Genomic DNA, 15,098 nt, shown 5'->3' on the forward strand with positions numbered 1-15,098 from the left:
ATCGGGCGATGGCCAGACCGCTTCGACTCGAATTTGAAGGCGCCGTGTACCACATTACGGCACGTGGTAACGCACGCCAGGACATCTTCCTTGATGAGGAAGACCGTCAGCAATTCCTTCAGCTCTTGGCCCGAGAGGTCGAACAGCAAGGGTGGCGCTGCTACGCCTATTGCCTGATGTCGAACCATTACCACCTGCTGGTTGAAACACCGGAGCCCAATCTGAGTCGGGGCATGCGCCGCCTTAACGGTGTCTATACCCAGCAATTCAATCGTCGCCACGGTCGCGTCGGCCACCTCCTTCAGGGTCGTTATAAAAGCATTCTGGTGGAGCGGGAGAGCTACCTTCTCGAGCTCTGCCGATATGTGGTGCTGAACCCGGTGCGGGCGGGAATGGTTCAAGAAACATCTGATTACCCGTGGTGCAGTTTTGCAGCGACCGCAGGCTATAGCCCAGCGCCGCCGTGGCTCGATATCGAAGGGGTTCTGGAAACATTTCACTCCGATTCCCGGAAAGCCCGGCGGGCCTATGCCACGTTCGTCGGTAAGGGTACCAACGCTCGCCCGTGGGATGACCTGCGGGGCCAAGTCTGGCTGGGTAGCGCGAAATTTAGAGAACGCATGGAGCAATTGGCCCGGGAACAACCCTGTGATGAGATCCCCAAGCGCCAGCTCGAGAGGCCCCGTCCCACAAAATCGGACATCCTGGCACAAGTTACGGGGAAATTCGGTGTCGATCAGGAGGCGTTATTCGAACGGCGCCACCCGCAAGCCTATCAGTGTGCAGTTTACCTGCTCCGCCGCGAGGCAAACCTTCCCCTGAAGGAGGTTGCCGGAATCTTCGGGATTTCGCCCTCCAGGGTGTCGAAAATCCAGAAAGCCGTCGAAAGTTCTCATGATGAAATTGCCCCCGCTGTCATTACAGGAGCCCCGGCGACGAAGTAATCTCCTGCTCCCAACCCCAGATTGCCGCGTCGCTGGGACTCGGCTTTGGCATCCTGCGTCGCTCTACCACCTAGATCCATGTAGGCGTCCTCGCAATTGACGGCTAAATGTTCGTCATTGATTCGGGCCCGCGCAGCAAGAGGATACTACCCCTAATGACATTCAGACCGCGGGAATTAGAAGCCTCGGATATGAGGACAGGTGAACCGCCCCGGGAGAACGTCGTGCAAAGTCAAGAACTGACCCTCAACTCCAAATTCGATGGTAGACTCCGCTGTTGCCCCTGTTTATGGTTAATCCGCTCTTTGATTCGGTGTAAAGTGCTTTCATTCAATCGATAAGTGGGAAGGAAGTGCGAAGCCAACAACGGATCCCGAACTGCTGGTTATGGTTGCTCGCGGTGCTGGTGATCCCCATTTCACTCTTGACAGTACCTTCAGCGGCGAATGCCTTTGGTGCCACCCAGTGCGCCGCGGATCGCTTCGAAGACGACTTGAACTGTACTGCCAATGACGTCTCCTTGACGAACATACGTGTCGTCGGCGACCAACGCTCGTGTGTGGGCGGTTCGACTATCACTCTGGATCTCGAAGCGACCGCAAACTTCGGTAATGCCGACCGCTACGATTTTGGTATTTTTGTCGCAAATGACGGAAAGAACCCACGATTATTGAGCACCGACCCGGACGGGGCCGCCAGTTGCTCGGTGAGCAGCTTGCCGACCACGAGCCCCTTCCTTGATCTGGACAGTGATTTCTGCGGTGATGGCGGTGGCGATGTCGGAGGCGGCACAGGTAGCGGCGTCGTCTACCTGACCAATGTGGAGTTACCCTGCCGGACAACACCCACGGCCGGGGGCAAACTCAATATTTCCTATGTTGCAACCTGGTACCAGAATTCGGGCGAGATCTGTACCTCCAGCCTCGACGTCGTGCCCGGTTCGAAGTCCAAGTGTTCACAGCAGGACGAAGTTAGCGAACTGGTCGATGTGATAGTGCTACCCACCATTAGCATCGATGATGGCGTGGATTTTGTAACATCGGGAGACGAAACGGATTATACGGTGGTCATTCAGAACCTGACCGGTGCGGATCTGGGCGGGGTGGTGTTTAAGGACCCTGCGGTTACGGGCCTCACAGCGAATAGCATAACCTGTTCCGCCACTGATGGTGCAACCTGCCCGAGCAACCCCACCGTTGCCGACTTGCAGGGAAGCGGGATCACGCTTCCAACCATGCCTCACGAAGGCACCCTGACTTTCACCATCAACGCCACTCTAAGCGGTAACCATAACGACAGTATCACCAATACAGCCAGTGTAACGGCCGGCGGGCAGAGTGGATACGCCAGCGACACCGATACCATCGTCGTCGGAAACATCGCCCTGAGCCCTGCAACTTCCTCCAAGACAGGTGCCAAGGGCCAACCGGTGACCCACACTTTCACGCTCTACAATTTTGGAGCCGCGCAGGACATCAGTCTCACGGCCTCCTCAAGTCAAGGGTGGACGACGAGTCTCAGTCCGGCTTCCATCAGCTTATCGGCAGATGGATCGGCGACGGTCACGGTCACCGTTGACATCCCCTCAAACGCAGTCACCGGTGTGCTCGACACGACCACCATCACCGCACAAGCAGGTGGGAATACAACAACCGCGACCGCGGTCACCACGGTAGCTGAACGCCTGACCTTCACTCCTGACAACACCAGTGCAGGGGGTAAGGGAGCTTCCGTGTACTACAGCCATCGGGTGCAGAATAACTGGTCGAATTCGCTGTCCGTCAGCTTTTCATCCGCGTTTTCAGGCCAATGCACCGACTGGACCGCGGACCTATATGAAATAGATAACGAGACGCCCCTCACAGTGCCGGTGGAGCTTGACCCCCTGGGCGGATACAGGGATGTGGTGGTTAAAGTGACGATACCCACGGGTGCAGTGGAAGACGATGAATGCGTCGTCACCACGACCGCCAGCGCCAGCGCCAACTCGGCAGAGGTGACCGATACAACGAAGGTCAAGAGTCTGGTCCTCTATTCGGACCCCGGGCACACCGAAGAGAGTTACATCTACCCCGCAGGGAATGAGGTGTACGGCAAGTCCTTCGGGCTCATCCCGGGTTCCTACTATTTCTTTGTATGGAAGGAGCCGGATGGCACGGTACAGCGCACCTCGCCGGAAACACTGATCCTCGACGACGGCCGGTTCCCCGACACCTTTGCGGTCCCGCAGGGCGGGCCGCTCGGCAAGTGGACGGTCGAAGTGTTCGAGTGCACCGACGGCAGCACTTGCAATACCACGCAAAGCTTCTCATACACAAACTTTTACGTGGGGCCGGACCATCTCCAGGCAAGTTATTCCGGCCTCAACCCCACCCTTGGCTCCGAGGTGGTCGTCGATCTGGCGCTGCACGACAAGTGGAACCACGTCGTGCCCATGGTTGGCGGCAATTTGGTGAAGGGGGATGCCAGTACCAAGGACCCACTTAAGCTCACGGTTACCGTAAGCGGTCCCGCCACAATCGTCGATGACGGAACCGGCCGATGGAGCATTTCCGGCCAAACCGCAACCGGTCGGCTGGACGACACCACCGGAACCGCCACCATTACCATACGCAACGACACCGCCGAGACGGTGACCGTTACCCCGGCGACCTACAACTCGGCCCTCTACGGTTCGCCCGAACGCGACGAGCCCGCAACGGTTTCGTTCGAGCGACCACCTCTGCACCATATCCGAATCATCCATGATGGTCATGGGCTGACCTGTCAGGCCGAACCCGTCACCATCAAGGCCTGCGCCGACAGTGACTGCTCATTCACCTTCAGCGATCCCGTTTCAGTGGACCTCACCAGCCCCGGCTCCGGCTGGGAGATGGATTCGGTCACCTTCAGTGGCGGCATAACGGTCGTGGGTCTCAGCCATGTCACAAGCGGAACCGCAAGTCTGGATGCATCCGTGACCTCTCACATTCCTGTCCAGTCGAGACGCTGTTTCGACACGAGCGGCACTGAGACCTGTGATGTTCAATTCGTCGACACCGGCATCGTGATCGACGGGGATGCTGGTGATGGCGACCCGGAAAGTGCCATGCTCACCCAAATTACGGGCAAGCCCTCGGATGAGGGTCACAACGCGGCGAACCAGCGTGTACGCGTGGTGCGTACCGATGACCGGACGGGCGCCTGTATCACGGGCGTGCAGAACCAAACCCTCAGTGCCTCCGTCAGTTATCTGGTTCCAGTCGCCGCCGAAGGACTGGAAGACAACAGCATGGTCATCGATGCGGCAAGCAGTGCGAACCTGACCGCCGCGGGCACCAGCGACACGATCAATCTCGCTTTCGATAACGACGGTACCGCCCCGTTCCGCTTTACCTCCAGCGACGCCGGCAAATACACCCTCAGGATAGCGATGGACATCCCGCTCACCGATGCCGACGGCGAGCCAACCGGAGATACACTGGCTGCCGCCGATCAAAGCAACACGTTTATTGTCCGGCCGCTGGCTGTGTTTGCCGACGCCAGCGGCAACCCGAAAGCACAGGACGCGGAGGGTGGCACATTCAGCAAGGTCGGAGAGACATTTACGCTAAACCTCAAGCCTCTGCGGTGGGCCCCCGGCCTGGACGACGATGATGACGGTGAATGGGATGACTGCGGCAATACGGACCTCGCCGATCCCGGTTCCGGATACCCCCACGTGCCGGCCTGGCTGATCGGGCAGCCGGGCGCGGACCTGGAGAAACCTTCAACGGGCACACCCGGCATACTGACATACGGAGATGGCGACATCGCGTTCCTTGCCGGCACATCCGAAGTCTCGGCAAGTGCTATCGCTTACGGCGAAGCGGGCATCATCCGGCTGCGGGAGAATGGCCTGAATGATTTCCTGGAGGAACCGGTACACCTCTGTTCACCCTACATCGGCCGCTTCACCCCCGATCACTTCACTGTGGAGGATGCGAATCTCACCGACCGCTGCGATACCACCGGAGAGCAGGGATTCACCTACATGGACGAAAATCTGTGCGTCGATTTCACCCTGGCCGCCCGCAACATGGGGGGCGGGCTGGTGGACAATTACCGCGATTTCGGGGTGGGAGAGAATTTTGCGAAGTGGGATGGCAGCGGCGCGGTGCGATACGACCTGCCGCTCGGCGCTGCGGGCCCCCTGTTCATCGTTGGCGCGGAGGCGAACGGGGCCGATCTAAGCAGCCGACTCGCCATCGAGTCCGGCAGTATGGTCAATAGCTGGCTGGCCGGCCAGGCGGATTTTCTCGTGAAGCTGTCAGTCACACGTACGGCGACTGCCGATGGCCCGTTCGACCCTTTCAACCTCGGACTCTACATGATGGACGGGGATGATATACCGCTGACAGGGATGGACCTGACTATCGCTTCGGATACCTTCAAGTCGGTCGGCAACACCGCTATCCGCTACGGCCGCGCCGCACTCAAGGATGCCACGGTGGCGGGAACCACCAGCGGCACAACGGCGGCTGTGCCGATCGAGTTTCAATACTACGACGGCACGGATTTTGTCATCAACAGTGATGATGTTACCACTACCGTGACTCACAGTGCGGGGAGCCCCGCCTTCTCCTGCAGTGAGCCGGATAGCGACACGCTCACCTGCACGGAGGTCACTATCACCGAAACGACCGTATCCAATGGAGGAGAGTTTACCTTCACCCTGGATAACGACATCGACGAGGAGGGCGGCACCCTGGTCTATGAGCTGGATAACGCGCCGAACTATCTGACCTTCGACTGGGATGGCGACGGGAGCCTGGAATCATCGGACAAGGCGAGCGCCAGCGTCACCTTCGCACCGCCAAGCTACCATCATGGCGACCGCCGCTTTATCTATTGGCGGGAGCAGCAGCGATGAAGGTGCCGAGCCGGATGCACGGCTTCACCCTGGTTGAATTGATCATTATCGTGATCCTGCTCGGTATTCTGGCAGTCTACGCAGCCCCACGACTGGGTGGTTTATCCAGCTACACACTTGCCGCCAGCCGTAGCGAACTGCTCGAGGCTATCCGTTACGCCCAGGAGGCCTCAATGGCCAGCGTGGACCATCAGTATCAAATCGATACCGGCGGTGCGAACAAGTACCGGGTACGTGCATACGATCTCGATAACAACAATTACTCGAATGTCACCAGCCCGTTGACCGGAAGCAGCCCCTTCGTCGCCGATAGCGGCGATTGGTCGGGGGTTTCCGCCTCCGTCCTCACTCTCAGCTTCGATAGCCGCGGCTATCCGTGTGCCAACGTGGCTCCATGCACCACACCGATGACAACCACGCGAACCATCACCGTGTCGTCCGGCGGGTCCCGCACGATCACCATTGAGCCGATCACGGGGTTCGCCTATGCCAATTGACAATCGGGGCTTCACGCTGGTCGAGACGGTGCTTTTCATTGTGATCGTTAGTGTCGCGGTGGCGGCCATTTCACTGCAGTTTTCCCAAAACGTTCAACACAGCGCACAGCCGCTGCTGCGTCAAAAGGCGATCGCTTATGCGCACCAGTATCTGGACCAGATGCAGACGGTACGCTGGGACGAGAACACGCCTATTGTTGGCGGTACCACCACAACACTGACGGATCCGCCCGGTACAGAGGTGGACGAGAACTGCACCCTTGCTGACCTCGATGATTTCGACGATTTCAACTGTTTCAGCGATGAACCCCTGGGCGGAGGCTTCACCTTCAGCATCGATGTGACAAACGGCGCCTCAGCGTGGGATGCCGTCCCGGCGGCCAGGCACAAGCGCGCCGATATCCGCATCTCGATGCCGGGCGATGAGACGCTGGAACTGACGCTCTATCGGGCCGATTACTGATGCAGAGACGCGAACAATCCGGCTTCACCCTGGTTGAGATGATCGTGAGCATCATTCTTCTCGGTATCATCGCCGGGATGCTGGCGCCGGTGATCAAAACCAACATCGATGCCTACAGCGATACCCAATCCCGCTCTCACCTGCTCGACAAGGTGCGTGTCTCCCTTGGCCGATTGTCACGCGAATTACGCCAAGGAACGGTGTCTACGACTACAGCCTCCGGTTCCACTCTGGAGTTTTATTCCAGCACCGTGGGCGGACGCTACGTCAGTTTCAATGCCAGTCTGCCGCGCATCGCCAACGCGGATTGCAGCAAAAAGCGCAACCAGTCACCGAGCGAACTGGAGCGGTTTCTGCCGGGCGAACCAATCGGCACGCTCTGTGTGCTCTATCCGGGTGACCTCGGGGGATTGGCCGCGACCAAGCGCGACGCGCTGATCATCGGGCGTGATGTGGTTGCAGTAACTGACATTACCGCACAGCTTTCGGCCGCACCGCCCGCCAGTGACGAATACGATGGTGCACTTTGGAAACTTGATCTCAACTGTCCGACCCCACCCGACAACGACTGCACCTTCAGTTCCACCTCGACCAGCGCCCTGAATACCTACAGTCTTGCCGACTATCAGCACCGTGTCTCTCTGGATGGAACCACTCTGCAGTGGCAGCGCACCGTCGCCTCCGCCGACGACTTCAGTGCAGCGGACCAGGGGATTCTTCTCAACAATGTCAGCAGCTTCACTACCAGCCTGGACACTCAAAAAGGCGTTGTCTCGGTCCACCTGACGGTCGCTGAGGGCAGTGAATCCATCAGCGTGAGCGAGGATATCTATGTGCGGAATTAATCGCCGCCGACAGCAGGGTGCTTCGCTGATCACGGCCATATTTCTCATTACCGCCCTCGCGGTACTTGCTGCACTAATGACCAAACTGACCCAGTTCGGCAATACCAAGACGATCAAGGAGTGGTATTCAGCGCAGGCCCTCTATGCCGCGGAATCGGCCATCAGCGCCGCGGCCTACGACATTGTCGACAGTGACGACTGTGCCGATCGCAATAACATCAATGTCACGGTGGACAGCAAAAGCTCGGCCATCTATTCAGTAACCTGCAATCAACCCGGCCTCGGCACCCATGACGTCAATCTCTATGAAATCACCGCCACAGGTACGGCTGGCAACGGGAGCTACCAGGCACAGCGGCGCATCGTTGTGCAGTTCCTGCCTGATGGATAAATTTGGGGTGAACACGACCCGTCCTATGGGGCGTCGGTACGCTGCTCCATTCCCAGCTCCTTGATCTTCCGCGTGAGGGTGTTACGCCCCCAACCCAGCAGTTTGGCAGCCTCCTGGCGGCGTCCGCCCGTCTTCGCCAGGGCAGCTTCGATCATCACTCGCTCGAAGTCGGGCAGGGCCGTGTCCAGAATGGCGCCGCCGCCAGCGGCCAGCTGGCGCTCAGCCCAGCGCCGTAGTGATGCTACCCATTCGACGCTGCTGCCTTCGGTGCTTGCGCCCTGACGCAGTTCGGCGGGCAGGTCCTCCATGTGGATTTCCTGACCGGGGGACATCACGGTCAGCCAGCGGCAGGTGTTTTCGAGCTGGCGCACATTGCCGGGCCAGTCGAGGCCGGAGAGATAGGCTTCGGTCTCCTTGTCGATGCGTTTGGGTTCGCCACCCAATTCCTCGGCGGCGCTGTTGAGAAAGTGCTGCATCAATAGCCGAATGTCTTCGCGACGCTCGCGCATGGGCGGTATATGAATGCGAATGACGTTCAGACGGTGGAACAGGTCCTCACGAAACAGGCCCTCGCGCACCCGGGTCTCGAGATCCTGATGGGTGGCGGCGATGATCCGGACATCGACTTTGACCGGTGCGTGCCCGCCCACCCGATAGAACTCACCATCGGCCAGCACCCGTAACAGACGGGTCTGCAGCTCCGCCGGCATGTCGCCGATCTCATCCAGAAACAGTGTGCCGCGGTCGGCCTGTTCAAAGCGTCCCTTGCGGGCCGCCTGGGCTCCGGTAAAGGCCCCGCGTTCATGACCGAAAAGTTCCGATTCCAGCAGGTCCCGGGGGATGGCAGCGGTGTTGATGGCGATAAAGGGCTGGTCGGCACGGGGACTGTGGCGGTGGAGGGCGCGGGCCACCAGCTCCTTGCCGGTTCCGGATTCACCGTTGATGAGGACCGTGATGTTGGAGCGGGAGAGGCGGCCGATGGCGCGAAAGACCTCCTGCATGGAGGGTGCCTCACCGATGATCTCCGCCTCTTCTTCGGGTTCCGTAGCCACCTCTTCCGAGGCGTGGTCGTGCCGATAGGAGACGGCACGATGCACCAGGTCCATGGCCTCGTCGATATCGAAAGGCTTGGGAAGGTATTCGAAGGCGCCGCCCTGATAGGCGGAAACGGCGCTGTCCAGATCGGAGTGGGCAGTTATGATGATCACCGGCAGGTCGGGATAACCAGCGCGCAATTCCGAGAGAAGCTCCAGTCCGCTCATCCCCGGCATGCGAATGTCAGTGATCAGGGCGTCAGGCTCCTGCCGCTGCAAAGCCTTCAGGGCCGGACCGGCTTCATCGAAACTCCTGACCTCGATGTTCTCCGCCTTGAGCGCCTTCTCCAGCACCCAGCGAATCGACCGGTCGTCGTCGATTACCCAGATTTTTGGCTTGGTCTGCCCATTATCCATAAGTCACCCCTCAGAACCCCGCGAATGGCCCAAGGCAAGGCGCGCCCCGCAGGGAATGGTACGGCCCTTTCCAAGGGGCGCAACACCGCATTGGGCCATTCGCGGGGTTCCCTTCGGGCGAGCCGCTGGCCGGCCATCTGCGGCGTTGCGCCCTCTTGAAAGGGAATAACCCTTCTGGCGAGGGCGCGCCTTGCAGCTGACCGGCCAGCGACTCGCTGAGGGGCGACTTATGGGTAATGGGTAGACCTTGGTTGCGTTCATCATCTCTTCCGTGTTGCGTCGCCCAACAGGCGGCGGATTACCGTGCCGGTGATACGGGCTCCCACTTGTAGGTCGGCCTTCAGGCCGTCAGGTTTTGGCGGGCCAAGGCCCGACCTACGCCAGGGGCAGCAATACTGTAAATACGGTGCAGCCCGGACGGCTTTCGCATTCAATCAGGCCGCCATGGGCATTGATTAGCGACTGGGCGATCGGCAAGCCCAGACCGGTGCCGCCGGAGCGTCCCGTCACCATCGGCAAAAAGACACTCTCCCGGACCTCTTCGGAGATCCCCGGTCCGTTGTCGATTACGTCGATGCGGGCAACCAGTTTGTGCAGCGTATGGCCGATGGTGTATTGGCGCAGAGTGCGTGTGCGCAGCACGATGCGGCCGCTTTGCCCCACCGCCTGAACGGCGTTTCGGACCAGGTTCATGACCGACTGGATGAGCTGATCACTATCGGCGGTGAGCTCGGGGATGCTGGGATCATAGTCACGGTCAATGCGCACCCCGGATGGTGCCTCCGCACCCACCACCTGCCGTACCCGCTCGAGCACCTCGTGGATATTGACCAGCCGCTGCCGGGGCAGGGCATTGGGGCCGAGCATCCGGTTCATCAGGTTCTGCAGTCGATCGGCCTCTTCGATGATAATGCGGGTATATTCCTTGAGTTCCTCATTGCTGAGCTCGCGCTCGAGAAGCTGTGCGGCCCCGCGCAGCCCGCCGAGGGGGTTCTTGATTTCGTGGGCCAGCCCACGCACCAGTGCCCGGGTGGCGCTGCTTTGGGAGAGCAGGGTCTCCTCGCGGGTGATGCGCAGTTGCCGGTCCACCTGGCTCATCTCGACCAGGACCTCCCGGGCATGCTGCGGGTCACTGAGCGGCAGGGCGGTCAGGTCCACCGTCATCCGCTCGCCGCTGGCGGGGAATTCGATGGCCCGTTCCCGCTCCGTGAACGGATGACCGCTTCGGAACACATTGGCCAGGGCATCCACCAGATCATCGTCCAGAAGCAACTCACTGGCATGCACACCTGTGGCACGCCGCGCGCTCACCGCAAACAGCATTTCTCCCGCGGGGTTCAGATAACCGAGCTTCAAATCGGCATCAAAAACCATCACCGCAGTGTGCAGGTTCTCGAGAATGCGCGGAGTGAGTTCGGGTGAGGGTTGCACGCTGGCTGCCATGTCGAAGTTGTTGCAAGAAGTGAACCAACCACAAAGAGAGGCTTGGCAACAGACCGGGAGTACCGAAAAAAGCCGGAGATCAGCAGATCTAGGAGCCTGTCCGAGGATAGACTGACCTACTGCGGCGGAACGAGCCGGTGGCGATGCCTGCGACAATAGTAGTGCAGTGGGAATTGCAATGCACCAATTTAGTGCATCAGGTAGTGGCGTGCCGGAGAGGGCTCGGGTGCCTGACGCCGCCGGCGTCAGGGACGGTTGACCTGGTGCTTGTGAATATAAAAGGTCACCGGTTCACTTTCGCTCAATACATTGCCCGATTCATCCACCACCCGGGCCGATACCTGGTGCTCGCCCCGGTAAATCGGTGAGACGGTGAAACGGGTACGTTTTCCACGCCCCACCTCGGCGCCGTCCACTGTGACGACGATCTCATGGTCGTCCTCCAGCCCGGGGGAGAGATTCACGCCGATCGGAACCCTCCAGTCGGAGACCCAGATGTGCTCGTCAGAATCGGGTTGCGTGACCTTCAGACTATATTCGACTCGATCGCTGTCGTCCTCTTTTGGTGCGGCCGCTTCGGGCCGCTCCAGGCGAGGAGGCGGCGGCGCCTCATAGGTCTGGATCTCCGGCAGCGGTATGGATTCGGCACCGTTCTCCACCGGCGGCTCATCAGTGTATTCGACGGTGCCGTCAGGGTGGACAATACGATACGCGGCCTCCCCGGCAAGCACCGGCAGGGCAAAGAGGAGCAGCAACAGCGCAAGACGATTCATGAGCCGAGAATAGCGAGAACAGTGGCTAGTGGCTAGTGGCGAGAGGCGAGAGGCGAGAGGCGAGAGGCGAGGGGCGAGACCAACGACCAGGTAATTCCCTGCCGTTCCTAGCAACTAGCAACTAGTAACTGCTCTTGCAGTTCCTAGCAACTAGCTACTCGCTACTAGCCACTCAAAAAAACGCCCCCGACCAGCGGGGGCGTTTTCCGTCCATTCGAAGCCGATCCCGGTCGGGAAGCAACTACACGCTGTAGTACATGTCGAACTCGACCGGATGAGTGGTCATCCGCAGGCGGGTGACCTCTTCCATTTTGATACCGATGTAGGCGTCAATCATGTCATCGGTAAAGACGCCGCCGGCAGTCAGGAATTCGCGATCGGCAGAGAGGGACTCCAGGGCCTGATCGAACGAATGGCAAACGGTCGGAATGTCCTTGGCTTCCTCGGCGGGAAGGTCATAGAGATCCTTGTCCATGGCATCGCCGGGATGGATCTTGTTCTGAATGCCGTCGATGCCGGCCATCAGCAGTGCTGAAAACGCCAGGTAGGGATTGGCGGACGGGTCGGGGAAACGGACTTCAACGCGACGCCCCTTCGGGTTGGAAGCATAGGGGATACGGATGGAGGCGGAGCGGTTGCGAGCGGAGTAGGCCAGCATGATCGGGGCCTCGAACCCGGGTACCAGACGCTTGTAGGAGTTGGTGGAGCCGTTGGTGAAGGCATTCAGGGCGCGGGCGTGCTTGATGATGCCGCCGATAAAGTACAGCGCGGTATCGGAGAGGCCGCCGTACTCATTGCCGATCATGATGTTCTGCCCGTCCTTCGAGATGGACATGTTCACATGCATGCCGGAGCCGTTGTCACCGACGATGGGCTTGGGCATGAAGGTGGCTGTCTTGCCGTAGCTGTGGGCAACATTGTGCACACAGTACTTCAGGGTCTGCACCTCGTCGGCCTTTTTCACCAGCGTATTGGCGGCGACACCGATCTCGCACTGGCCGGCGGTGGCCACCTCGTGGTGGTGCACCTCGATGTCCAGCCCCATCTCTTCCATGGCCAGGCACATGGCGCCACGGATGTCATTCAGGGAGTCGACCGGCGGGACCGGGAAGTAGCCGCCCTTGAGCTTGGGACGGTGGCCCATGTTGCCGTCCTGATAGACACGCTCGGAGTTCCAGGTCGCCTCTTCGGAGTCGATCTTGACGAAGGAGCCGGAGACATCGGAGCCCCAGCGCACGTCGTCCAGAATGAAGAACTCCGGTTCCGGTCCAAACAATGCCGTGTCGCCGATACCGGTGGACTTCAGGTACTCCTCGGCCCGTCCGGCCACCGAGCGCGGGTCGCGCTCGTAGCCCTGCATGGTCATCGGCTCGACGATGGTGCAGGTGATGTTGACGGTGGGCTCGTCGGTGAACGGGTCCAGCATCGCGGTTTCGGTGTCCGGCATCAGGATCATGTCGGATTCGTTGATACCCTTCCAGCCGGCGATGGAGGAGCCGTCGAACATCGTGCCGTCGGTAAAGGTATCCTCATCCACCTTGTGAACGGGAACAGTCACGTGCTGCTGCTTGCCGTGGGTGTCGGTGAAGCGGAAGTCAAAAAACTTCGCGCCGCTGTCCTGAATAAGCTTCATTACGTTGTCAGCGGACATCCGGGTGCCTCCAGTTGGTTCAATCTGAAATAAGGCCCGTCAGGCGTCTGTCAGTTTGCAGTCCGACACTGCACCCACGCGGGCAGGGAAATTGGTCTGCTATCGAGCAGGAAGCGTGCCAGTGACGTAACCTGCTGAACGGCATGGTTTTACGTTTCTGTAGCACAACTTCCACGGCGCCTGCGCGCACCAATACGGTGCATCAGCGATGCTGGTCGCACCACTTTCGTGCATCAGGCGAAGTAAACCCTGATCAACTCCACCTCCTCGCGCTCCTCGGCAGTCGCCGCCAGGGCTCTTTGCAGGGAGTCGGCGGAGTGACGCTCAAGGGCAGTGAGGGGGAGTACAACCTCCAGCCGGACTCTCCCATCCAGATAGTGAAGGGTCACTTTTTTCTCTTCCAGCCCCTCCCCGAGGATCGCTCTCCAGCGTGGGCGCAGCTCCTCGAGAAGGGCCTTCCGGGAGGGTAGACCGACGCTCGGCCGGCTCTTTTCGTCATCTTCAGGGTCGATGTGCACCAGCACGTCCTGAACCTCTTCGAAGCGGCGAATCAGCCGCGAGCGAGCCGTTTCGCTGACGTGATGTCCTTCGGATACACTCAGCTCCGGGTCGACCAGGACGTGCACATCGACCAGCGCGTCCGGACCCATGCGCCGGGTTCGCAGCTCATGCACCGAGTGTACGCCATCGACCTGTTTCAATTCGTCACGGATCGCCTTGACCGTCTTTGCATCCAGACTCGTATCCACCAGCTCGCGCAGACTGTTCCATGCCAGGTCCCAGCCAATCTTGGCCACCATGAGTGCCACGCCCACGGCGGCGATGGCATCGAGGTAATCCAGACCCGCCATGGTACCGCCGACGCCCACGATGACCACGATCGAGGAGAGGGCATCGGAACGATGGTGCCAGGCATTGGCCTTGAGCAGGTTGGAACGGACCCGGCGGGCCACACGCAGGGTGTAGCGGAACAGGCCTTCGTTGGCGAGCACCGACAGTGCTGCAGCCACCAGTGCCAAAACGCCGGGACGCAACAACTCTTCGGGATTGAATAGGCGCTCGACCGCATCGATGCTGATCCCGGCCGCAACGGCGATCAGAACGGCGCCGAGGCCCACCGTCATCGCCGTCTCGATGCGGGCGTGACCGTAGGGGTGGTCCTCGTCCGCCGCCTTGCTACCGTGTTTGGAGGCAACCAGGACCATGGCGTCGGTGACCAGATCGGAAAAGGAGTGCACACCGTCGGCGACCAGGGCCTGGGAGTTCCCCAGTACGCCCATGACGGTTTTTCCGATGGCAAGCAGCAGGTTAACGACCGCGCCGATGATGGTCACTCGGCGGCTGGCCTGAAAACGGACGTCGGCGTCCGGTACTTCGGGAATCGGATGATAGTGGCGGTCGTGACTATGGTTCATCGCCGACCTCTATCTCGAGCACCACCTCACCCCTCTCCTCGCGGGTGGCCAGCACCTTGTGCCCGTTGATACGACACCAGGCGGGGATGTCATTGATCGCCCCCGGATCCGTAGCGACCACCTCGAGGATATCGCCGGGTTGCAACGCGGCAATGCGATCCTGGGTGCGGATTACCGGCATCGGGCACAGCAGTCGGCGGGCATCAAGGGTATATTTCATGGCAGTTGCGAGTGGCTAATGGCGAGTAGCTAGGCGTGATTGTCCGTGCAAACGGCTGTCCCTACAACTGGCAAATGGATTGTAAGAGCCCAATCCTCCGGGCGAATGCCCTTA

12 protein-coding genes are annotated in these 15,098 nt (G+C 60.0%); 6 read left to right on the plus strand and 6 right to left on the minus strand.

The genetic code is table 11. The annotated features are described in order from the left end of the window. Positions 1-8: 8 nt before the first annotated feature. The 6 genes from BLP65_RS13800 to BLP65_RS13825 all read left to right on the plus strand — a co-directional run bounded on the left by BLP65_RS13800 (position 9) and on the right by BLP65_RS13825 (position 8,031). Entirely contained in the window at positions 9-944 is a 936-nt protein-coding gene (locus tag BLP65_RS13800; protein WP_092998389.1) for an REP-associated tyrosine transposase, read from the plus strand. A 352-nt stretch (positions 945-1,296) separates the two neighbouring features. Then, entirely contained in the window at positions 1,297-5,835 is a 4,539-nt protein-coding gene (locus tag BLP65_RS13805) for a DUF6701 domain-containing protein (protein WP_139181515.1), read from the plus strand. After that, positions 5,832-6,332: a prepilin-type N-terminal cleavage/methylation domain-containing protein gene (locus tag BLP65_RS13810; protein ID WP_092998393.1), complete on the plus strand. Its 501-nt coding sequence runs from the start codon at positions 5,832-5,834 to the stop codon at positions 6,330-6,332. The genes BLP65_RS13805 and BLP65_RS13810 overlap by 4 nt, the downstream gene beginning before the upstream one ends. Further along, entirely contained in the window at positions 6,322-6,795 is a 474-nt protein-coding gene (locus tag BLP65_RS13815; protein ID WP_092998395.1) for a type IV pilus modification PilV family protein, read from the plus strand. Before BLP65_RS13810 ends, BLP65_RS13815 begins: the two co-directional genes overlap by 11 nt. Continuing rightward, positions 6,795-7,640, plus strand: a complete 846-nt coding sequence (locus BLP65_RS13820; RefSeq protein WP_092998397.1) for a prepilin-type N-terminal cleavage/methylation domain-containing protein — start codon at positions 6,795-6,797, stop codon at positions 7,638-7,640. Before BLP65_RS13815 ends, BLP65_RS13820 begins: the two co-directional genes overlap by 1 nt. Beyond that, positions 7,627-8,031, plus strand: coding sequence for a hypothetical protein (locus BLP65_RS13825; protein ID WP_092998399.1), 405 nt, complete (start codon positions 7,627-7,629; stop codon positions 8,029-8,031). Before BLP65_RS13820 ends, BLP65_RS13825 begins: the two co-directional genes overlap by 14 nt. Positions 8,032-8,054: 23 nt before the next feature. Here the strand turns inward: BLP65_RS13825 and ntrC are convergent, their stop codons facing one another. The 6 genes from ntrC to BLP65_RS13855 all read right to left on the minus strand — a co-directional run bounded on the left by ntrC (position 8,055) and on the right by BLP65_RS13855 (position 14,984). Continuing rightward, positions 8,055-9,482 carry a nitrogen regulation protein NR(I) gene (ntrC, locus tag BLP65_RS13830; RefSeq protein WP_092998401.1) on the minus strand — a complete coding sequence of 476 codons (1,428 nt, stop codon included), beginning with the start codon at positions 9,480-9,482 and terminating at the stop codon, positions 8,055-8,057. A gap of 375 nt (positions 9,483-9,857) precedes the next feature. Continuing rightward, positions 9,858-10,925 (minus strand): nitrogen regulation protein NR(II), encoded by a 1,068-nt coding sequence (glnL, locus tag BLP65_RS13835; protein ID WP_092998403.1) that lies wholly within the window; start codon positions 10,923-10,925, stop codon positions 9,858-9,860. 245 nt (positions 10,926-11,170) lie between these two features. Next, entirely contained in the window at positions 11,171-11,698 is a 528-nt protein-coding gene (locus tag BLP65_RS13840; protein ID WP_092998405.1) for a DUF4124 domain-containing protein, read from the minus strand. Positions 11,699-11,939: 241 nt separating this feature from the next. Beyond that, positions 11,940-13,349, minus strand: a complete 1,410-nt coding sequence (glnA, locus tag BLP65_RS13845) for a glutamate--ammonia ligase (RefSeq protein ID WP_092998407.1) — start codon at positions 13,347-13,349, stop codon at positions 11,940-11,942. Positions 13,350-13,582: 233 nt separating this feature from the next. Next, positions 13,583-14,764, minus strand: a complete 1,182-nt coding sequence (locus BLP65_RS13850) for a cation diffusion facilitator family transporter (protein WP_092998409.1) — start codon at positions 14,762-14,764, stop codon at positions 13,583-13,585. Further along, entirely contained in the window at positions 14,754-14,984 is a 231-nt protein-coding gene (locus tag BLP65_RS13855) for a sulfurtransferase TusA family protein (RefSeq protein ID WP_092998411.1), read from the minus strand. Before BLP65_RS13855 ends, BLP65_RS13850 begins: the two co-directional genes overlap by 11 nt. Positions 14,985-15,098 lie beyond the last annotated feature (114 nt).

The organism is Thiohalomonas denitrificans (assembly GCF_900102855.1).
Classification (GTDB): Bacteria; Pseudomonadota; Gammaproteobacteria; order Thiohalomonadales; family Thiohalomonadaceae; genus Thiohalomonas; species Thiohalomonas denitrificans.

Bases quoted from the DNA above. Each gene is read 5' to 3' on its own strand.
- BLP65_RS13850 (WP_092998409.1), bottom strand. From the start codon at position 14,764: ATGAACCATAGTCACGACCGCCACTATCATCCGATTCCCGAAGTACCG.
- glnA (WP_092998407.1), bottom strand. From the start codon at position 13,349: ATGTCCGCTGACAACGTAATGAAGCTTATTCAGGACAGCGGCGCGAAG.
- BLP65_RS13840 (WP_092998405.1), bottom strand. From the start codon at position 11,698: ATGAATCGTCTTGCGCTGTTGCTGCTCCTCTTTGCCCTGCCGGTGCTT.
- BLP65_RS13825 (WP_092998399.1), top strand. From the start codon at position 7,627: ATGTGCGGAATTAATCGCCGCCGACAGCAGGGTGCTTCGCTGATCACG.
- BLP65_RS13800 (WP_092998389.1), top strand. From the start codon at position 9: ATGGCCAGACCGCTTCGACTCGAATTTGAAGGCGCCGTGTACCACATT.
- BLP65_RS13810 (WP_092998393.1), top strand. From the start codon at position 5,832: ATGAAGGTGCCGAGCCGGATGCACGGCTTCACCCTGGTTGAATTGATC.
- glnL (WP_092998403.1), bottom strand. From the start codon at position 10,925: ATGGCAGCCAGCGTGCAACCCTCACCCGAACTCACTCCGCGCATTCTC.
- BLP65_RS13815 (WP_092998395.1), top strand. From the start codon at position 6,322: ATGCCAATTGACAATCGGGGCTTCACGCTGGTCGAGACGGTGCTTTTC.
- BLP65_RS13855 (WP_092998411.1), bottom strand. From the start codon at position 14,984: ATGAAATATACCCTTGATGCCCGCCGACTGCTGTGCCCGATGCCGGTA.
- BLP65_RS13820 (WP_092998397.1), top strand. From the start codon at position 6,795: ATGCAGAGACGCGAACAATCCGGCTTCACCCTGGTTGAGATGATCGTG.
- ntrC (WP_092998401.1), bottom strand. From the start codon at position 9,482: ATGGATAATGGGCAGACCAAGCCAAAAATCTGGGTAATCGACGACGAC.